19 protein-coding genes are annotated in these 19,197 nt (G+C 39.2%); 14 read left to right on the plus strand and 5 right to left on the minus strand.

Annotation, left to right across the window (positions count from 1 at the left end; all coding sequences use genetic code 11):
- Nucleotides 1–170: 170 nt before the first annotated feature.
- A complete protein-coding gene (locus ACW6QP_RS14320) occupies nt 171–854 on the minus strand; it encodes a DUF4294 domain-containing protein (protein WP_457911557.1) in 684 nt (227 codons plus the stop codon).
- Between the two features lie 105 nt (nt 855–959).
- On the opposite strand from ACW6QP_RS14320, the gene ACW6QP_RS14325 reads away from it, so the two are divergent.
- Together ACW6QP_RS14325 and ACW6QP_RS14330 are read left to right on the plus strand one after the other, a co-directional pair.
- Complete coding sequence (locus ACW6QP_RS14325; RefSeq protein ID WP_457911558.1) at nt 960–2,048, plus strand: M42 family metallopeptidase; 1,089 nt, start codon at nt 960–962, stop codon at nt 2,046–2,048.
- A 150-nt stretch (nt 2,049–2,198) separates the two neighbouring features.
- Entirely contained in the window at nt 2,199–3,275 is a 1,077-nt protein-coding gene (locus tag ACW6QP_RS14330; RefSeq protein ID WP_457911559.1) for a DNA topoisomerase IB, read from the plus strand.
- A 48-nt stretch (nt 3,276–3,323) separates the two neighbouring features.
- Here the strand turns inward: ACW6QP_RS14330 and acs are convergent, their stop codons facing one another.
- From acs to ACW6QP_RS14345, 3 genes are all read right to left on the minus strand, one after another.
- Nucleotides 3,324–5,237 carry an acetate--CoA ligase gene (gene acs / locus ACW6QP_RS14335; protein ID WP_457911560.1) on the minus strand — a complete coding sequence of 638 codons (1,914 nt, stop codon included), beginning with the start codon at nt 5,235–5,237 and terminating at the stop codon, nt 3,324–3,326.
- Between the two features lie 197 nt (nt 5,238–5,434).
- Nucleotides 5,435–6,397 (minus strand): phosphoribosylaminoimidazolesuccinocarboxamide synthase, encoded by a 963-nt coding sequence (locus ACW6QP_RS14340; protein ID WP_457911561.1) that lies wholly within the window; start codon nt 6,395–6,397, stop codon nt 5,435–5,437.
- 69 nt (nt 6,398–6,466) lie between these two features.
- Entirely contained in the window at nt 6,467–7,420 is a 954-nt protein-coding gene (locus ACW6QP_RS14345) for a PhoH family protein (protein ID WP_457911562.1), read from the minus strand.
- A gap of 158 nt (nt 7,421–7,578) precedes the next feature.
- Here ACW6QP_RS14345 and ACW6QP_RS14350 point away from each other — a divergent pair, with 158 nt between their 5' ends.
- From ACW6QP_RS14350 to dnaN, 7 genes are all read left to right on the plus strand, one after another.
- The gene (locus tag ACW6QP_RS14350) at nt 7,579–8,412 is read left to right on the plus strand and encodes an SAM hydrolase/SAM-dependent halogenase family protein (RefSeq protein WP_457911563.1); all 834 of its coding nucleotides are present in this window, start codon (nt 7,579–7,581) and stop codon (nt 8,410–8,412) included.
- On the plus strand, nt 8,413–8,709 hold the full coding sequence (locus ACW6QP_RS14355; protein ID WP_457911564.1) for a putative quinol monooxygenase: 297 nt from the start codon (nt 8,413–8,415) through the stop codon (nt 8,707–8,709).
- A gap of 94 nt (nt 8,710–8,803) precedes the next feature.
- Complete coding sequence (locus tag ACW6QP_RS14360; protein ID WP_457911565.1) at nt 8,804–9,016, plus strand: hypothetical protein; 213 nt, start codon at nt 8,804–8,806, stop codon at nt 9,014–9,016.
- Nucleotides 9,003–9,350, plus strand: coding sequence for a type II toxin-antitoxin system PemK/MazF family toxin (locus ACW6QP_RS14365; RefSeq protein ID WP_457911566.1), 348 nt, complete (start codon nt 9,003–9,005; stop codon nt 9,348–9,350). Before ACW6QP_RS14360 ends, ACW6QP_RS14365 begins: the two co-directional genes overlap by 14 nt.
- 15 nt (nt 9,351–9,365) lie before the next feature.
- Entirely contained in the window at nt 9,366–10,103 is a 738-nt protein-coding gene (gldF, locus tag ACW6QP_RS14370) for a gliding motility-associated ABC transporter permease subunit GldF (RefSeq protein WP_457911567.1), read from the plus strand.
- A 3-nt stretch (nt 10,104–10,106) separates the two neighbouring features.
- Nucleotides 10,107–11,777 carry a gliding motility-associated ABC transporter substrate-binding protein GldG gene (gene gldG / locus ACW6QP_RS14375; RefSeq protein ID WP_457911568.1) on the plus strand — a complete coding sequence of 557 codons (1,671 nt, stop codon included), beginning with the start codon at nt 10,107–10,109 and terminating at the stop codon, nt 11,775–11,777.
- Between the two features lie 191 nt (nt 11,778–11,968).
- Nucleotides 11,969–13,087: a DNA polymerase III subunit beta gene (gene dnaN / locus ACW6QP_RS14380; protein ID WP_457911569.1), complete on the plus strand. Its 1,119-nt coding sequence runs from the start codon at nt 11,969–11,971 to the stop codon at nt 13,085–13,087.
- A gap of 98 nt (nt 13,088–13,185) precedes the next feature.
- On the opposite strand, the gene ACW6QP_RS14385 is transcribed toward dnaN, so the two are convergent.
- Nucleotides 13,186–13,521 carry a DUF4870 domain-containing protein gene (locus tag ACW6QP_RS14385; protein ID WP_457911590.1) on the minus strand — a complete coding sequence of 112 codons (336 nt, stop codon included), beginning with the start codon at nt 13,519–13,521 and terminating at the stop codon, nt 13,186–13,188.
- Between the two features lie 184 nt (nt 13,522–13,705).
- On the opposite strand from ACW6QP_RS14385, the gene mnmE reads away from it, so the two are divergent.
- The 5 genes from mnmE to ACW6QP_RS14410 all read left to right on the plus strand — a co-directional run bounded on the left by mnmE (nt 13,706) and on the right by ACW6QP_RS14410 (nt 19,197).
- Nucleotides 13,706–15,109, plus strand: coding sequence for a tRNA uridine-5-carboxymethylaminomethyl(34) synthesis GTPase MnmE (mnmE, locus tag ACW6QP_RS14390; RefSeq protein ID WP_457911570.1), 1,404 nt, complete (start codon nt 13,706–13,708; stop codon nt 15,107–15,109).
- Between the two features lie 222 nt (nt 15,110–15,331).
- Nucleotides 15,332–16,474, plus strand: coding sequence for a tyrosine-type recombinase/integrase (locus tag ACW6QP_RS14395; protein WP_457911571.1), 1,143 nt, complete (start codon nt 15,332–15,334; stop codon nt 16,472–16,474).
- 85 nt (nt 16,475–16,559) lie between these two features.
- The gene (locus ACW6QP_RS14400) at nt 16,560–17,183 is read left to right on the plus strand and encodes a hypothetical protein (protein WP_457911572.1); all 624 of its coding nucleotides are present in this window, start codon (nt 16,560–16,562) and stop codon (nt 17,181–17,183) included.
- Nucleotides 17,184–17,294: 111 nt separating this feature from the next.
- A complete protein-coding gene (locus tag ACW6QP_RS14405) occupies nt 17,295–18,410 on the plus strand; it encodes an ATP-binding protein (protein ID WP_457911573.1) in 1,116 nt (371 codons plus the stop codon).
- Nucleotides 18,411–18,903: 493 nt separating this feature from the next.
- On the plus strand, nt 18,904–19,197 hold the full coding sequence (locus ACW6QP_RS14410; RefSeq protein ID WP_457911574.1) for a helix-turn-helix domain-containing protein: 294 nt from the start codon (nt 18,904–18,906) through the stop codon (nt 19,195–19,197).

Here is a 19,197-nt window from a genome sequence, read left to right on the forward strand (position 1 = left end):
TTCTAAGAACTCCCGCCTACAGCTTAACTCCCGTTATCCCTGAAAGCGGATGCAAAGATACGCCTAGTTTTGAGTTGGGCAAGGGGGAAAGTGAAAAAATCTAAAAAAAATAAGCCCTCAATTGCAGGAACCTATTTACCAGCCTATTAAATTCTAAATAAAATTATAAATTAATTAGCACGGCTACTCCTTCGACTCCATTTATCGGTAAGTTCTACATATTTAAAGTCTAAAGCCGTACCCTGAGGCTCCAATTCTTCATTGATAAATGAGCGCTGTAAAATATCTTCAATCAAATAATCTTCCTGATTATTCTCGGGATCGTATACCTCTTTCAAGGAGATATCAAACATACTTGCGGTAGTATTATACCAGAAGGCCCGCCAGCCGCTTTTCAGGTTTTTCACCAAATTAAATGCCGTAGTTCCGGTTTGGCGGTGAATTAGCTTTACTAAAATCTGGCCTTCGGTTCGGGTTAATTTCTTTAATTCTGCAGAAAACTCTTTTTCAATATAATTCTGCACCATATTGGTATACCTCTTTCTGTCCCTGTTAGACTTAATATCATCTAACCTGCTATTGAGAGTAATCAACCTTTCTGAAGCAAGTTTTGCATAAGGATAAACCTTTTTGGTTTTTCTCCTTAATATAAGGTAACGCTTTCGATCTTCAGAAGAATCAAATTTTAGTTTCTTCAGCAACACCACTTCATCCAAATCTATAGCCTCTCGTGCAATAGTGTCACCCGCGATAATCATATAGCGTTTTTCAATGGTATCTGATTCCGGGAAATTTTCCTGTGAAAACCCCAGTGAACCTATTAGCAACATTATTAAAAGGAGACTTCTATTCATAAACTGTAATTTCAGCAATGATTTATCGAAAACCATTCCAAAATTAATCAATAAGCAATTGCTATGCATTTAAAACTTATTAAATTCGTCTAAATTCAATTTTATATGAAACACAAAAAAATACTTGATAAAAAGTCACTGGATTTCCTTGAAAAATACCTCAACAATCCTTCGCCTACAGGCTATGAAGCTGAAGGCCAGAAAATCTGGATGGATTATCTGAAACCTTATGTAGATGAATTTATAACCGACACCTATGGCACTGCTGTAGGAGTGATTAATCCTGAAGCAGAGTATAAGGTAGTGATTGAGGGCCACGCCGATGAAATTTCCTGGTATGTAAATTATATTACCGACGACGGACTTATCTATGTTATTCGAAATGGCGGAAGCGATCATCAAATCGCTGCCTCCAAACGCGTAAATATTCATACCAGCAAAGGAATCGTTCAGGGGGTGTTTGGATGGCCGGCCATTCACACCCGAAGCAAGGAAAAGGAAGAAAGCCCCAAGATGGAAAATATTTGCATTGATGTAGGCTGTACTTCGAAAGAGGAAGTAGAAAAGCTCGGCGTTCATGTAGGCTGCGTGATCACATATCCTGATGAATTTTTTATTCTGAACAATGACAAATTTGTGTGCCGGGCACTTGACAATCGTATTGGCGGATTTATGATCGCCCAGGTAGCCCGCCTGCTGAAGGAGAATAAAAAGAAATTACCTTTTGGTTTATATATCACCAATTCGGTGCAGGAAGAAATCGGGCTTCGGGGTGCAGAAATGATTACTCATAGAATTAAGCCCAATGTGGCTATAGTGACAGATGTAACCCACGACACCACCACTCCTATGATCGAGAAAAAGACCAATGGTTTGACGAAAATTGGAGAGGGACCGGTAATCGCCTATGCTCCTGCTGTACAAAATAAATTGAGGGAATACCTTATTAATACTGCTGAAAAAAATAAAATCCCTTTTCAGCGGCTGGCAAATTCAAGGTTTACCGGAACCGATACCGATGCTTTTGCCTATAGCAATGGCGGGGTGCCATCGGCTTTGATCTCCTTACCTTTACGATATATGCATACCACTGTAGAGATGGTGCATCAAAACGATGTGGAGAACGTGATCAGGTTGATTTATGAAAGCGTGTTGGGCCTCAAAGAAGGAGAAAATTTCAGCTATTTTCAATAAAAAAATTCAGGTTTAAATCAAACTCCCTTTCCAAAGGGAGTTTTTCTTGCCTATTATCCTGCCATATTTTACCTTTTTATTAGAGCAACTTTCACAAATCCTTATCAGGGATACTTCAGGCAAAAACCTAATTTTAGCAAAAGCTAAAAAATGACCATTTCTCCTGAAGAGATAAATTCAATTATCACCAATCCATACGAAGCCATAGATTTGGCTAATTTACGATACGTTTCTGAAGAACATTTAAGTATTAGGCGTCAGCGTAGGGGTCGCGGTTTTACTTATCTTTTTAACGGTAATAGAGTGGAAAAACCCACAACCTTAGATAGAATTAAAAAACTGGTTATTCCCCCGGCCTGGAAAGAGGTACGAATTTCAAAGCACGAAGACGGACATTTACAGGTAGTGGGCCGAGATGAAAAAAACCGGAAACAATATATGTATCATCCGCTTTGGATGAGAATTCGAAATGAGTCAAAATTCTTTAAAATGGCTGCTTTTGGTGAAAAACTCCCGGAAATTCGTAAACGGGTAAACCGGGATCTTCAGAAAAGAAGTATGAGCAGGGAAAAGGTTTTGGCGCTGGTTATTCGCTTAATGGAAGAAACTCATATTAGAATTGGAAACCACTACTACGCCAAAAACAACAAGACTTATGGACTTTCCACATTTAGAACCCGGCACGTTAAAACCTTTAAAAATAAGATCAAATTTGAATTTATCGGGAAAAAGGGGAAAGAACATTCGGTAACGGTGCGTAACAAAAAACTGATTAAACTGGTAAACCAATGCGAAGAAATCCCCGGCTGGGAACTGTTTAAATTCTATGACGAAAACGGCCAAAAACAGGCCATTGATAGCGGGATGATAAACGAATATATCCAGGAAATTTGTGGTGAAATTTTTTCAGCCAAAGATTTCAGGACATGGAGCGCTTCCAAAATTTTCTTTGAAACCTTACGGGAGCTCGGGTATACAGAGGATGAAAAACAAAACAAAAAAAATATCCTGGAAGCTTTTGACGCTGCGGCCACAGGATTGGGCAATACCAGAGCGGTTTGCCGAAGTTACTACGTACATCCAAGAATAGTTAACGCCTACGAAACCGGTGAAATCACTCCATATTTTGAGAATGTAAAAGAGGAAAGCGATAAAGACTACGCCTCCCTCTCTGAGACTGAAAAGTGTATTTTGGAATTGATAAAAGATTACCAAATAGAATTATAAAAAATGCCTCCGGATTTGGGAGGCATTTTTCTAATCCAGAAATGTATTTTAAACCTTTGAAGTTTCATTAATAATTTCCTCTACTATCTCAGGATTCAGCAATGTTGAAGTATCGCCTAAATCGGAAGTGTCTCCTGAAGCTATTTTTCTTAAAATTCTTCGCATAATTTTTCCGCTTCGGGTTTTTGGCAGGCCGCTTACAAACTGAATTTTCTCTGGTTTGGCTATGGGTCCTACCCTATCTGAAATCTGTTGATTGATTTCTTTTCTCAAATTATTCCGGTCTCTACTCTCCCCGGTTTCTTTTAAAATTACGAATCCGTAGAGCGCATTTCCTTTAATTTCATGCGGATATCCCACCACGGCCGATTCAGCCACCGCCGGATGTTCATTAATGGCATCTTCAATCGGCGCAGTTCCCAGGTTATGCCCCGATACAATAATGACATCGTCTACTCTACCGGTGATTCGATAATAACCAACCTCATCGCGCAGGGCTCCGTCGCCGGTAAAATACATATTTTCAAAACTTGAAAAATACGTGTTTTTATATCGCTGATGATCTCCCCAAATGCTTCTTGCCATTCCCGGCCAGGGGAATTTAATACATAATCGTCCCTCTACCTGGTTCCCCTTAATTTCCTGCCCCTGTTCATTCATAAGAGCAGGTTGCACCCCCGGAAAAGGCAGGGTGGCATAAGTAGGTTTGGCAGGTGTTACATAGGGAATCGGCGAAATCATTATCCCACCGGTTTCGGTTTGCCACCAGGTATCAACAATAGGACTTTTCTTCTTTCCAACGTGGTCATTATACCAGTGCCAGGCTTCTTCATTAATGGGTTCTCCTACAGAACCAAGCACTTTTAGAGAAGACAGATCGTATTTTTCAACAAATTCAATGTTTTTCTTTGCCAAGGCTCTTATAGCTGTGGGAGCAGTATAAAATTGGTTCACCTTATGTTTTTCAACGATTTCCCAAAACCTTCCATAATCGGGGTAAGACGGAACTCCTTCAAACATCACTGTAGTGGCACCATTGGCAAGCGGGCCGTATAGAATATAACTATGCCCGGTAATCCAGCCGATATCGGCGGTACACCAATATACATCGTGTTCTCTGTACTGAAAAACATTTTTAAAGGTATAGGCCGTATACACCATATAACCAGCGGTGGTGTGCATCATCCCTTTGGGTTTTCCTGTAGATCCTGAAGTATATAAAATAAACAAGGGGTCTTCGGCATCCACGATTTCAGGCAGGCATTCTTCAGAAGCATCATCAAGTAATGGCTGAAGCCATTCATCGCGACCTTCTTTCATCGAAATTTCAGAATTCAACCGCTTTACCACCAAAACATTTTCTACCCCCGGGCAATCCTCGAGCGCAGCATCGGCAATAGCTTTAAGATCGATGGTTTTGCTTCCGCGGTACGAACCATCGGCCGTAATCATCATTTTACAATCGGCATCGTTAGTACGGGTAGCCAGTGCTTTAGAAGAAAAACCTGCAAACACCACCGAATGTATGGCACCAATCCTTGCACAAGCCAGCATAGCTATGGCTAACTCAGGAATCATTGGCAGGTAAATACAAACCCGATCACCCTTAGCAATCCCTTTTGACTTAAGCACATTGGCAAATTTATTTACCTCTTTGTGAAGTTGAGTATAAGTTATTTTTTTAGACTCTTCTTCGGGCCCATTCGGCTCCCAGATAATCGCCGTTTGATCGCCACGGGTAAACAAATGCCTGTCTATACAATTTTCAGTAATATTTAATTTGGCATCCTGAAACCATTTAATTTCCGGTTTGGAAAAATCCCAGTCCAATACTTTATTCCAACGTTTTCGCCAGGTGAAATGCTCTTCGGCTACTTCTTCCCAAAAGTTTTCTGGCTCTCTTACCGATTTTCTATATATCTGAAAATATTCTTCAAGATTCTTGATGTGATAATTACTCATAATTTAAATAAACAGGTTAATTCTAAAATTTGTGGTTAAACCAGCAATTTAAAGAATTGTATCGAGATTTGCGAGGAATAAGCTGTCCCTGCGGGGCTTTTATCAATTTAACAACAGAAATTAATTTCTGTTCAGAAAATAAAAAAGCAGAGTCGATAAGTTTCGCTCCGCTTTTTTATTAAAAATTTCTTCTGAAGTTATTCCTTTTTCAAATAATCTTCGACATTCTTCTGAATTCTGTCTTCCAGCTTTGAAACATCGGCTTTCTCAAATTTTTCACCGGTGATTTTCTCAAACAATTCTATATATCGTTCTGAAACCGAATCGATATACTCATCGCTCATCTCTGGCAGTTTTTGGCCTTCTTTCCCCTGAAAGCCTTCAGAAATAAGCCATTGCCTTACAAATTCTTTGGAAAGTTGCTTTTGAGGCTCGCCTTTTTCCTGTCGCTCCTGGTAACCTTCAGCATAAAAATACCGGGAAGAATCGGGGGTGTGAATCTCATCGATGAGAACAATTTCTCCTTCGGGTGTTTTTCCGAATTCATACTTGGTATCTACCAAAATAAGACCCTGTTTAGCCGCAATTTCGGCACCTCTCCTGAAGAGTTTATGCGTATAATCTTCCAGGATCCTATAATCTTCGGCTGAAACAATATTTCTGCTAATAATCATTTCCCGTGAGATATCCTCATCGTGCTCGCCCTGTTCGGCTTTGGTGGCCGGAGTAATGATGGGCATAGGCAACTTATCGTTTTCCTTTAAACCTTCGGGCAGAGCAACTCCGCACAAGCTTCTTTTTCCTGCATTATATTCCCGGGCGGCGTGACCGGCCAGATACCCGCGAATCACCATTTCCACTTTAAAAGGCTCACATTTAGCACCAATAGCCACATTGGGATCGGGTGTAGCTTCAAGCCAGTTGGGCACCAGGTCGCGGGTGGCTTCCATCATTTTGGTTGCGATCTGATTTAGGATTTGACCTTTATAGGGAATGCCTTTAGGCATTACCACATCAAAAGCCGAAAGCCTGTCGGTGGCAACGATAACCAGTTTTTTGTTTTCAAGACTATACACATCCCGAACTTTTCCTTTGTAAACTGAAATTTGTCCCGGAAAATTAAAATTGGTTGTGGTAATTGTATTACTTGGAATTTGCATTGAATAATTTATATTATCTGGTAAAAATTTGGATTTTAAAGGAATCTTCTCAAACGCCTATTTTGATATTTAATCATTATGCTCTATTTCTTTATATGCGGCAATGATCTTTTTCACCAGCTTATGTCGAATCACATCTTTATCATCGAGATAAACCATACCTACGCCTTTAACATCTTTCAAAATCAGCAAAGCTTCTTTTAAACCTGAAATCACACGTCTTGGTAAGTCGATTTGTCCCGGGTCGCCGGTTATGATGAATTTTGCGTTTTTCCCCATTCGGGTAAGAAACATCTTCATTTGAGCGTGAGTAGTGTTCTGGGCTTCATCGAGGATAACAAATGCATTATCGAGGGTACGCCCCCGCATAAATGCCAAAGGTGCAATTTGTATCACTCCTTTTTCTATAAAACTTTCCAGTTTTTCGTGCGGAATCATATCCCGAAGGGCATCGTAGAGCGGCTGCATATAGGGGTCGAGCTTTTCTTTAAGATCCCCAGGCAAAAATCCGAGATTCTCACCGGCCTCTACAGCCGGCCTGGTAAGAATAATTCTTCTAACCTGCTTATCTTTTAAGGCTTTCACAGCCAGGGCGACCCCTGTATAAGTTTTTCCTGTTCCTGCAGGGCCAATGGCGAATACCAAATCATTTTTTTTGGAAAGCTCTACCATCTTTCGTTGGTTCACGGTTTGGGCTTTTATCAATCTACCGCTAACGCCGTGTACCAGTACTTCTCCACTTTCAGCTGAAGTTTGGTAATCTTCCTCATCCCCACTGGTGAGCACCCTTTCTATTACATTTTCATCGAGCTTATTGTATTTCCCGAACTGGTCCATAAGCATTGAAAATCGTTTATCGAACTCTTCCAGCATTTCCTCGTCTCCAAATACTTTGATGCGGCTTCCCCTGGCCACAATCTTTAACTTGGGAAAGTATTTTTTGAGCAATTCTATATGCTCATTATTCTGACCAAAAAATTCCCGGGGGTTGATCTCTGAAAGTTCAATAACAATTTCGTTCAAAGGCTTATGGGTTTAAGTAGGTTGATATTTCAGGTTTTTCAGACTTTATTTTTTAGGTTATTCGCTATTAAAATGCCTAAAATAAATTTATCTTCGCTTTCTATACAAACTTACACAAAATAAGCCGCTTCAGGTTAAAAAAATATTAACAATCATCTATGGCCATAATCACCTTAACTACCGATTTTGGGGAGAAAGATCATTTTGCAGGAACGGTTAAAGGGGCGATTTATACAGAATTAGATGATGTGAAAATTGTTGATATTTCACATAGCATCTCCCCATTTCATATTAGTGAAGCTGCCTATATCATTAAAAATGCCTACAAGAGTTTCCCCCCGGGAAGCATTCATATTATTGGGATAGATTCTGAACTCACCCCCGAAAATAAACATCTCGCGGTTTTACTCGATGAGCATTATTTTATCTGCGCCAATAACGGGATTTTGGGATTGATCGCTTCAGAAATAAATCCTACAAAAATCGTGGAAATCAATATTCACGATAAGGTTGGAAAAAATTTTCCCGTGCTCAATGTTTTTGTAAAAGTTGCGGCTCATTTGGCCCGTGGCGGCACTCTGGAAGTAATTGGTAAAAGCATCGCTCAAATTAAAGATATGAAAGAGTTTGAGCCGATTATCAATGCAGAAAAAAACCAGATTATCGGCTATGTGATCTATGTCGATAACTACGGAAATGTGGTAACCAATGTTTCGCGAAAACTTTTTGAAAATGTAGGAAAAGGAAGAGAATTTAATCTCAGTGCCCGTTCGGTGAATTTTACTGAAATCTACGAATCCTATTCAGACTGGATTAATTTTGATCTCGAAAAAGATAAACGAGGTGAGGAAGACGGAAGAAAACTTGCCCTTTTCAACTCGGCCGGGTATATTGAACTTGCGATTTACAAAAGCAATCCGTCTACTGTGGGGAGCGCTTCCAGTTTGTTTGGCTTACAACACAGAGACACCATCACCATAAATTTCAGGTAAATGCTTATACGAATAGTAAAAATGGGCTTCGACCCAAATCAAATTCCTCAATTTCTCGAAAATTTCGAAAAGAAAAAAGAAAAAATCAGGGGTTTTGAAGGATGCCAGCACCTGGAATTACTACGCGATAAAGATCATCCACACAGGTTTTTCACCTACAGTTACTGGGAAGATGAAACTGCTCTTGAAAATTACCGGAATTCAGAATTATTTAAAGGAATCTGGAATACCACCAAAAAGATGTTCAACGAAAAGCCTGAGGCCTGGAGCGTGGATTCAGTAGACAAACTTAAGTAGGTAGAAGGCAGGCTATTTGATTAAAAATTTAGATTATTTGAAAAACCCTGGATCGCGGCTTAAATTAGTATCTTTATAATTCAATATTTGTAGAATGAGTACCCAGGAAATTTTAAAATGTATTGAAGAGCTCCCATTAGGAGAAAAAATACGGGTAATTGAGGAGACTTTACGAAGCATTCGTTTAGCAGAAACCAGCAAAGGTTTAAACCTGGCCAGTGAAGAATTATTCGATGAGTATAGCCAAAACAAAGAATTAACTGCTTTTACAAAATTAGATTTTGAGGAATTTTATGAAGCAAAATGAAATTTGGCTAATAAATCTTGATCCAACGCAGGGTGCAGAAATCAAAAAAACACGGCCGGCCATTATCGTTAATGATAACGGCCTGGGGAAACTTCCTTTAAAAATTATTATTCCGGTTACAGACTGGAAAGCGAAATATAAAATTGCAGCCTGGATGATCCCATTAACCCCGACACAACAAAATGGGCTTTCTAAAAGATCATCGGCCGATTGTTTCCAAATTCGATCGGTATCCGAGAATCGATTTATTAAAAAAATCGGCGAAGTAAGTCCCGAAATTTCCGATAAAATAAAGTTAGGTTTGTCAAAAGTTTTAAGTCTGGGACAGGCATAATTTTTATCAAAGTAGATGTTTGCAATTTTCACAAAAGAAATCACCTCATTTTTTTCAACTTTAACCGGTTACCTGGTAATTGGAATCTTCCTTATACTTTGCGGACTTTTTCTTTTCGTATTTCCGGGAGAGTACAATATTCTGGACAATGGTTTTGCCGATTTAAAACCATTTTTCAACCTGGCGCCCTGGATCTTTATCTTCCTGATCCCGGCTATCACGATGAAGAGTTTTGCTGAAGAACAAAAACAAGGTACTCTTGAATTGCTTTTCACCAAACCTATAAGCCTTTGGCAGTTGATTCTGGGCAAATTCACCGCCAGCCTGGTTTTGGTGATTTTAGCGCTAATTCCCAGCCTGATCTATGTATTTACCATTTCAGAACTTGGAAACCCACCCGGGAATTTTGATATGGGTGCCAGCCTGGGATCTTATTTCGGCTTAATTTTTCTTGGAGCCTGCTATACCGCGATTGGGATCTTCGCATCCAGCCTAACCCGCAATCAGATCGTAGCCTTTATTCTAGCAGTTTTCTTATGTTTTCTGGCTTATTTCGCTTTTGACGGATTAAGCGATATGCGAATTTCTGGCAGTGAAAATTTCGGCCTGGAATACTTCGGAATTAATTATCATTACCAAAGCATAAGCCGCGGGGTTGTTGACACCCGCAACCTTATCTATTTTTTGAGTGTGGTTATCCTCTTTCTCAAATTAAGCGAGCTGAAGTTGAATGCCTCTAAAAAAAATTCCTGAAGCTTGAAAAATTTAAAAACATACCAAAACCTGCTGCTTTGGCTTATTGCGCTACTGCTCATCAACTGGTTGGCCGCGAGTTTCTTTACCCGAATAGATCTTACCGCCGATAAGCGATACACGCTTTCCCCTGCAACAAAAGAACTTATTTCAGAAGCCCGGGAACCCATAATAATAGATGTTTTTCTCGAAGGTGCCTTCCCGCCCGAATTCAGAAGGCTTAGAAATGAGACCAGGCAATTGCTCGAGGAATTTTCGGCTTATAATTCCAATATCAAGTTCAATTTCAATAATCCTTTAGAGGATGGAGAAGACGCCCAGACTGTAGCCCAGGAATTTCTAAAAATGGGAATGGAACCGGCCAGGCTTAGTGTGATGGAAAACGGTAGGAACACCGAAGCTATTATCTTTCCCTGGGCCATCGCCAATCGCGGGAATAAAAGCGTAAAAATTCCCTTGCTAAAGAATCAGTTGGGAAGCAGCGATGAGGAGAGGGTAACAAATTCTGTACAGCATTTGGAATATGCTTTTGCAGATGCTTTAATGAGGTTACTTAAACCCAGAGAAAAAAAGATTGCGGTAATGCGCGGAAACGGCGAACTTCCCGATGTACAGATCGCCGATTTTATACGCCGGCTTCAGGATTATTATTTGCTGGCGCCTTTCACTTTAGATTCAGCAGCGGTAAATCCGCAGAAAACACTGGAACAATTAAAAGAATACGATCTCATTATCGAGGCCAAACCCACTCAGCCTTATTCCGAAGAAGAGAAATATATACTCGATCAATACACGATGAACGGCGGGAAAAGTCTATGGCTTACTGAAAATGTGGTGATGGAAACCGACAGCCTGCTGAATCCGCAAGGTACTGCCCTGGCTTATCCCCGCGACCTGAACCTGGGGGATTTTTTCTTTAGTTATGGAATAAGAATTAACCCGAGCCTGGTAAACGATATTTATTCAGCGCCCATCATCCTGGCCACCGGTTCTGGGAACAATACGCGCTATAACCCTTACCCCTGGTTTTATTCGCCCTTAACTGTTTCGCCAGATTCCCACCCCATTGTGAACAATATCGAAGCGGTAAAATTCGAATATGCCAACCCTATCGACACGCTTAAAAATGAGGTGCAGAAAACCATTTTGTTAAGCAGTTCGCCACGCACAAAGGTAGAAGGCGCCCCCTTGCCTATTAGCCTTGAAATGGTAAGCCGGGAGCCCGATATGGCTGCTTATACTTCAGGGGAACAGCCACTGGCAGTGCTTCTGGAAGGAAATTTCACTTCGGTTTATAAAAACAGGGTCAAACCCTTCGGCATAGAAAACCCAAGAGATGAAAGCAAATCTACCCAAATGCTGGTAATTTCAGACGGAGATGTCATTAAAAACGAGGTGCAGCAAGGCCAACCGCTGGAACTCGGTTTTCAGCGTTTTACCGGCAATACTTATGGAAATAAAGAATTTCTGCTTAATGCGGTGAATTATATGTTAGATGATACCGGGCTTATGAATATTCGCAGTAAGGAGATTCGTCTGGCCTTTCTGGATGCTGAAAAAACCGCTGAAGAACGTTTGCAATGGCAGCTCATAAACCTCGCTCTACCCCTGCTTTTACTTGGTATTTTCGGATTTGTCTTTCAATTTTTCCGCAAAAAACGTTATCAGAGATAGAAGAGACTTTTTAATGCCTGTATTTCTTATTAACAATTTAGCTGCAAGAGATTCAAATAACTTATTGGAAACAAATATATTAACGAGCTTTTCTTCTGAAAATCTGTTAATAAAAAGCCGGTAGAATCCCCCAAACTTTTGAAGGATTCAAATATATTTGTAACTGATTCAAACAAATCAACAACAAGCCGATGAAATTTATCGTAAGCAGCAGTTACCTGCTGAAACAGCTTCAAATACTGGGCGGAGTAATTAACAATACCAACACCCTGCCCATCTTAGACAATTTTCTTTTCGATCTAAAACAGGGGGAACTCACGGTTTCAGCTTCAGATTTGGAAACCACAATGTCTGCTAAACTCAGTGTGGAATCAGATTCTGAAGGGAAAATCGCCGTTCCGGCAAAACTGCTTTTGGAAACGCTAAAAACCTTTCCCGAGCAACCCCTAACCTTTGTTGCTGAAGATAACAATACTATAGAACTAAGTTCAAACCACGGAAAATACGCGCTGGCCTATGCCGATGGCGAAGAATTTCCGAAGCCTGTAGAACTCGAAGATCCCAGCAGCACCGTAATTGAAGGTGATATCCTGGCTACTGCGATTAGCAAAACCATTTTTGCCTCAGGAAATGATGACTTACGCCCGGTGATGAGCGGGGTTTTCTTTCAGTTTTCAACCGATGGTTTAACCTTTGTAGCCACCGATGCTCACAAATTGGTGAAATATTCGCGCGAAGATGTTACCGCTTCCCAGGCTGCCGAGTTCATTATGCCTAAAAAGCCGCTTACTTTGCTTAAAAACATACTTGCCGGCAGTGAAAGCGAAGTTTTAATAGAATACAACGAGTCTAACGCCAAGTTCATTTTTGATGACACGCAACTGGTGTGTAGACTAATAGACGGGAAGTATCCTAACTACGAGGCGGTAATTCCACGGGAAAATCCTAACAAACTGGTGATTGAGAGAAATCAGTTTTTGAGTTCTGTGCGCAGGGTTTCTATATTCTCCAACAAAACCACGCACCAGGTGAGACTTAAAATTGCCGGTGCTGAATTAAATATTTCAGCCGAAGATGTAGATTACAGCAATAAAGCCGAAGAAAGACTTACCTGTGCCTACCAGGGAGACGATATGCAAATTGGCTTCAACTCGCGTTTCCTAACCGAAATGTTGAATAATTTAACTTCAGATGAAGTGCAACTGGAAATGAGCCTGCCAAACCGTGCCGGAATTTTAACCCCGGCCGACGGACTCGATCCGGGAGAGAAAATCACGATGCTGGTAATGCCGGTAATGCTTAATAATTAAGCCAAAGGCTTTTGAAGAGGGGAATTACAAGTCTTTTCTTCTTCTTAGAATTATAGATTAAACCTCACAGGTTACAAAACCTGTGAGGTTTTTTATTATTAAAAAATTTTGATACTTAGCGGATAGTCGGGCATTTGACCGTTACTTACCCGAATCGCATTGATGATAGGAAAGATAATCACCAAAATCGCAATAGCGATCAAAACAAAGATTCCCAGCCCGAATAAGAGAATGAGCGGAATAGCCAAAATTGAATAAATAAACATACTTATTTGAAAGTTGAGGATCATTCTCCCGTGATAGTCCATCCCTGCGACCTTATCTTTTTGTGTAAGCCAAAGTATAAGGGGCACAATAAATCCGCCGATCCCGGTTACCAGGTCCAGTAACTGGCTTAGATGCGTAAGCATTAGCATTTGATTGTCTTCTCTCATAGCCCCCGCCCGGCCTCCCCCTTCAGGGGAGTAGTTATATTTGTTCATATTTACGAATTTACGATAAAATGATAATCTCCTTAAATATAAGACCTTAATCGGTGAAATTTGTTACAAATGGCCTGTATATTATATTGTCATATACATTTTTGGAAGGGGCTCGGGGGTGGCTTATCTTTGCGCTATGAAATTGAATGATACCATTGTCGCTCTTGCCACGCCTTCGGGAGCGGGAGCTATCGCCATAATTCGGGTTTCGGGCCCAAAGGCCATAGAGATCGTTGCTCCTCTTTTTAAGGCGAAAAGCAGAAAACCTTTGGAAAAACAGGAAACTCATACCTTGCATTTGGGGAATCTTGTGGATGCTGAAAGAACGCTGGACGAAGTCCTGGTTTCGGTATTTCGTGCGCCGCGATCTTATACCGGCGAGGAAACCATAGAGATTTCCTGCCACGGAAGCCCTTATATCCAGCAGGAGATCATTCAATTACTAATTAGAAAAGGTTGCCGTTCGGCTGAAGCCGGAGAATTCACTATGCGCGCCTTTTTAAACGGAAAAATGGACCTAAGCCAGGCCGAAGCCGTAGCCGACCTTATTTCTTCTGAAAACCAGGCCAGCCACCAAATGGCGATGCAGCAAATGCGCGGTGGCTTTTCGAATGAGATTCAGCGGTTACGACAGGAATTACTGGATTTTGCTTCTCTGATAGAACTGGAACTCGATTTCTCAGAAGAAGATGTGGAATTTGCCAACCGGGATCAGTTCAAAGACCTGGTAGCGCGAATTCAGCAGGTTCTAAAAAGGCTTATCGATTCCTTTGCCACCGGGAATGTTTTGAAAAATGGAATTCCCGTAGCCATTGTGGGTGAGCCCAATGTGGGAAAATCTACCCTGCTCAATGCTTTACTCAACGAAGAGCGCGCCATAGTATCTGATATCGCAGGTACTACCAGAGACAGTATTGAGGACGAAATGAGTATAGGCGGAGTTGGTTTCAGGTTTATCGATACCGCCGGAATTCGTGAAACCCAGGATGTGGTTGAAAGCATAGGAATTAAAAGGACTTTTGAGAAGATAAGTCAGGCGCAGGTGGTTATTTTTCTAAGCCCCCTAAATTCCGAAGGGGGAATAATGGAGTCTGCAATTCCAGAGATCGAAAAAATAAAAAATCGCTTTCCGCAAAAGCCACTTCTAATTCTGGTAAATAAGATCGACCTTTTAGACGAAGAGCAAAGAAGAAACCTGAAGGATCAACTCAAAGTTATTGAGGGAGCGAATCTACATATGCTTTCCGCTAAAACCGGGGAGGGCGTGGAAGAGCTCAAGATGAAGCTGCTGGAATTCGTAAATACCGGGGCTCTTAGAAATAATAATACTATTGTAACCAACAGTAGACATTACAACGCCCTTCTCCAGGCTCTGGAAGAGATCAATAAAGTAGAAGACGGGTTAAACCACAATCTTTCGGGCGACCTGTTGGCGATAGACATACGCGAGGCCCTGCATTATTTTGGGGAGATCACCGGCGAGGTCACTAACGACGAGTTGCTGGGGAATATATTTTCTAATTTTTGTATTGGAAAATAAAAAGGAAATTTTATTTGATGTCATTTGATATTAAATACTACAAAAACTCAATAGAATAGGGGCCTTAAAGCCTCTTTTTTATTTTTGTGCCTTTCCATTATTATACTAATTTAAACCATTATTTGTATCTTTTTTGTATCTCGTTGTTAAATTTTAAATACGAGATACAAATTTTGTATCTCGTATTATATTTTGCATTATCTTTATGGAAATAAGATAGTTATGAAAATAAAACTGAGAAAAAAGAAGCTGGCCTCCGGGAAGTATAGTCTTTACCTTGATTATTATAAAGGAACCACCGTAGATGAACAAGGAAAAACAAAGGGTATAAGAGAAACTGAATATTTAAAAGAGTACCTACACATTTCGCCAAAAACCCCTTCCGAAAAGAGAGAAAATGAGGAAACACTCTTAAGAGCTGAACAAATTCTATCTATCCGTAGAGCGGAATATGCCCAAGGAAAATATGGTATTAAAGATCGGTCAAAAGATAAATTATTGTTCCTTACTTATTATGACAAACTCAAAGAAGAAAGATATGAAAGTAAAGGCAATTATGATAATTGGGATGCTGCTCAGAATCATATAGCTGCTTATGTTGGCAGAAAAAAAATAACCTTTGAAGACATAGATGAAGATTTTGTACTTGGCTTTAAAAAATATTTAAATAAAAAGGCAAAAACAAAATCCAATACCTCTCTATCTCAGAACTCTAAATATACCTACTATAATAAATTTAAGGCTGCTTTACGACAGGCCTTTGACGATGGTTATACCAGAAGAAATTATGCCACTACCGTAAAAGGTTTTGCACAGGGGGAAACTACAAGAGAATATCTTACCCAGGAGGAGCTTCAGGCAATGGCTAAAGCTTACTGCAAATACCAGGTTCTTAAAAATGCTTTTTTGTTTAGCTGTCTTACCGGGCTACGTTGGAGTGATATAAATAAGCTTACCTGGCTGGAGGTTCGAGATGAAGACGAGGGTTCTCGATTAATTTTTAAACAAATGAAAACTTCGGGTCAGGAATACCAGTATATCTCCAATCAGGCCAGACAACTACTGGGCAAAAGACAGCCAGAAAGTAACCGCGTTTTTCAAGGATTGAAATATGGAGCCCATTTTAATGCAGAAATATTGCGCTGGTGTATGCGCGCCGGAATTACCAAACATATCACATTCCATAGTGCCAGGCACACACACGCTGTATTACTTCTGGAATATGGAGCAGATATTTATACCGTTTCTAAAGTTTTAGGTCATAAAGAAATTAGGACGACTCAGGTCTATGCCAAGATTGTAGATAAGAAAAAGAAGGAAGCAGCTAACCTGATTCCTGAGCTTGAAATGGATTATGAGTTTTGATTTAATCGAATATATCACCACTCTAGGGTTCATATTTATTTATGGGAAGCTTCTATTACATTATTCACCGTTATTCCTAAATTTTATGTTAGACCTGGCCTCAACCTGGAAAGCAAATATTGAAAAACCAAGGTTGCTTTTTCTTGGTTTGGGATTGGGGCTGATGCATCTTATGGTATATTCCCTGAATTCCATTCAAACTGAACATTCTTTCTTACCGATTATGATTATAATCGTTTTCATCCTTGGCTTTTACCTCTCGATTATTCCCTGGACCGATAAATTCAAAAAGTGTATCCGGCATCAAAATGCAACTAATTTTTCAGAAACAAAAAGTTGCTTTAATCTGGGTATTCCAGATGTGCAACTCCAAATATTATATCACGACCTAATAAGGTATGATCTTCTTAATTCCAAAAAAACCAGTCTTCAGGATTTTAAAAATGTACTCACTAAAAATTGGGATGAACACCAGTCTAAAATCCATTTAAATATGGATGGGCCAAGCACCCGGGAATTCTATGACCATCTTTCTAGTGCCTTCCCTAATAATACAATGACTATGAAAGATCTATTTATTAATTCAAAATTGATATTACGTACAGATGGTAAAAGGTATAACTACAATACCCTGAAAAATGCTCCTACCAGAACCCCTGTTTCGAAAAATAATGAAGTACTAATTTCAATTTTTGAAAAACTAAAGTAAGCCTGATCTTTACAAGAGATGATATTTGGGGATTACAATCCCTAAAAATATCAATATTTGGGGATTATAATCCCTGAAAATAGTTATATTTGGGGATTACAATCCCTGATTATGATAAAAAGAATTTTAGAAGATAAAATAATAGATCGTTTTGGAACTGGAAAAGTAATCCTGCTTATTGGCCCAAGACAGGTTGGAAAAACCACTCTTTTCAATAAACTATTGGAAGAAAAAGATTATTTATTTTTAAATGGAGACGATCCAACAGTTAGAAAGCTACTTTCAAATCCTAACCTGGAGCAGCTCAGAAATATTATAGGTAAGCATTCTATAGTATTTATTGATGAAGCTCAACGAATAGAGAATATTGGGATTACTCTTAAAATAATTACTGATCAATTAAAATCTGTACAATTACAAGTGAGTGGGTCCTCCGCTTTCGAATTAAATAACCAAACTCAGGAACCACTGACAGGAAGAAAATGGGAGTATCACCTTTATCCAATTTCCTGGTCAGAATTCGAGATGGATGTCGGTTATATAAAAGCCGAACAACAATTAGAATTAAGAATTATTTACGGTATGTATCCGGATGTAATTAATAATCTGGGAGAAGAAAAAGAAATTTTAAAGCAATTGACCGATAGCTATTTATATAAAGATATTTTAAGCTACGGTGGGATTAGAAAACCAGAAGTATTAGAGAAACTTTTAAGAGCCTTAGCATTTCAAATTGGTAGTGAGGTTAGCTACAATGAATTATCCCAAATGCTGGGAATTGATAAGAAAACTGTAGCTGCATATATTGATCTACTCTGCCAGGCTTTCGTAATTTACAAACTTCCGAGCTTTAGCAAAAATCTGAGAAACGAAATTAAAACTAACCAGAAAATATACTTTTACGATACCGGGGTCAGGAATATGATTATTGGTAACCTAAATCCACTGCAGACCAGACAGGACAAAGGTAATCTCTGGGAAAACTTTTTAATTACCGAAAGGCTAAAAACCATGGCTTACAACTCTTCTTTGGCCAAAGGTTATTTTTGGAGAACGGTTAGCCAGCAGGAAATCGATTATGTAGAAGAAGACGCGGGATTAATAAAAGGCTATGAGATAAAATGGAATTCAAAAAACAAAGTGAAAATTCCGAAAATTTTCTCAGATACATACAAAGCTGAGGTCCAGATAATAAATCAGGAAAATTTTAGAGATTTTTTGAAATAGTGTCTAATAATCTCTCCATCATACTAACCTCTTTCTGGCTTTTTTTTAAAATATTTAAAGCTGATTGAATAAAAACTTATCGATTCGCGAATCGCGAATTGATATATTTCATTTTTAGCTTTGACTTCTATAATAAAATATAATTTTACGTGTTCATTTTTTGTTGTTGTTCAGGTACAAGGAACAAGTCAATTCCCTGAACATGTTTCTGCAATATTCCTGTTTGTGGATTATACCTTTTGTAAGAATAACTTCTAGATAAAACAGGTTTTATATGCTTTAACATATAATAACAGGGCTTACCAGAATTTTGTATGTGACAACAAATAAAATTGAGCTTTTATCTGCAACCTCTAAATTGTATACTTACCATACTATTATACATACCTGGTATTCAAAGCATACATTCTCCTTTGTTTCCATTCTTAAATTGGCGCAAGAATTCAACTAACAAAAGCGCTTTTGTTCATTTTTAATCTTTAATTCTATTAAAATGAACGATTTAAAAATCTTAGAAAAACTTGATCGTATTGAAAATTTAATCCGAACAAGTAAAAATGTATTAACTATTGAAGAGGCTAGTAATTATACAGGTATCTCCAGAAGTTATCTTTACAAGTTAACCGCCAACGGTGAGATCCCCTTTTCCAAACCCAGGGGTAAGAAAATTTATTTTTCAAGAGAGAAACTGGATGAATGGCTGCTTTCCAATCAGAGTAAATCCAAACAAGAAATCAATAATGAGGCTCTTGATTATGCTTTTCGGAATAAAAGATTTACACATTAA

The sequence above is a fragment of the Salegentibacter haimaensis genome (assembly GCF_054121495.1).

Bases quoted from the DNA above. Each gene is read 5' to 3' on its own strand.
- ACW6QP_RS14320 (WP_457911557.1), bottom strand. From the start codon at position 854: ATGAATAGAAGTCTCCTTTTAATAATGTTGCTAATAGGTTCACTGGGG.
- ACW6QP_RS14325 (WP_457911558.1), top strand. From the start codon at position 960: ATGAAACACAAAAAAATACTTGATAAAAAGTCACTGGATTTCCTTGAA.
- ACW6QP_RS14330 (WP_457911559.1), top strand. From the start codon at position 2,199: ATGACCATTTCTCCTGAAGAGATAAATTCAATTATCACCAATCCATAC.
- acs (WP_457911560.1), bottom strand. From the start codon at position 5,237: ATGAGTAATTATCACATCAAGAATCTTGAAGAATATTTTCAGATATAT.
- ACW6QP_RS14340 (WP_457911561.1), bottom strand. From the start codon at position 6,397: ATGCAAATTCCAAGTAATACAATTACCACAACCAATTTTAATTTTCCG.
- ACW6QP_RS14350 (WP_457911563.1), top strand. From the start codon at position 7,579: ATGGCCATAATCACCTTAACTACCGATTTTGGGGAGAAAGATCATTTT.
- ACW6QP_RS14355 (WP_457911564.1), top strand. From the start codon at position 8,413: ATGCTTATACGAATAGTAAAAATGGGCTTCGACCCAAATCAAATTCCT.
- ACW6QP_RS14360 (WP_457911565.1), top strand. From the start codon at position 8,804: ATGAGTACCCAGGAAATTTTAAAATGTATTGAAGAGCTCCCATTAGGA.
- ACW6QP_RS14365 (WP_457911566.1), top strand. From the start codon at position 9,003: ATGAAGCAAAATGAAATTTGGCTAATAAATCTTGATCCAACGCAGGGT.
- gldF (WP_457911567.1), top strand. From the start codon at position 9,366: ATGTTTGCAATTTTCACAAAAGAAATCACCTCATTTTTTTCAACTTTA.
- dnaN (WP_457911569.1), top strand. From the start codon at position 11,969: ATGAAATTTATCGTAAGCAGCAGTTACCTGCTGAAACAGCTTCAAATA.
- ACW6QP_RS14385 (WP_457911590.1), bottom strand. From the start codon at position 13,521: ATGAGAGAAGACAATCAAATGCTAATGCTTACGCATCTAAGCCAGTTA.
- mnmE (WP_457911570.1), top strand. From the start codon at position 13,706: ATGAAATTGAATGATACCATTGTCGCTCTTGCCACGCCTTCGGGAGCG.
- ACW6QP_RS14395 (WP_457911571.1), top strand. From the start codon at position 15,332: ATGAAAATAAAACTGAGAAAAAAGAAGCTGGCCTCCGGGAAGTATAGT.
- ACW6QP_RS14400 (WP_457911572.1), top strand. From the start codon at position 16,560: ATGTTAGACCTGGCCTCAACCTGGAAAGCAAATATTGAAAAACCAAGG.
- ACW6QP_RS14405 (WP_457911573.1), top strand. From the start codon at position 17,295: ATGATAAAAAGAATTTTAGAAGATAAAATAATAGATCGTTTTGGAACT.
- ACW6QP_RS14410 (WP_457911574.1), top strand. From the start codon at position 18,904: ATGAACGATTTAAAAATCTTAGAAAAACTTGATCGTATTGAAAATTTA.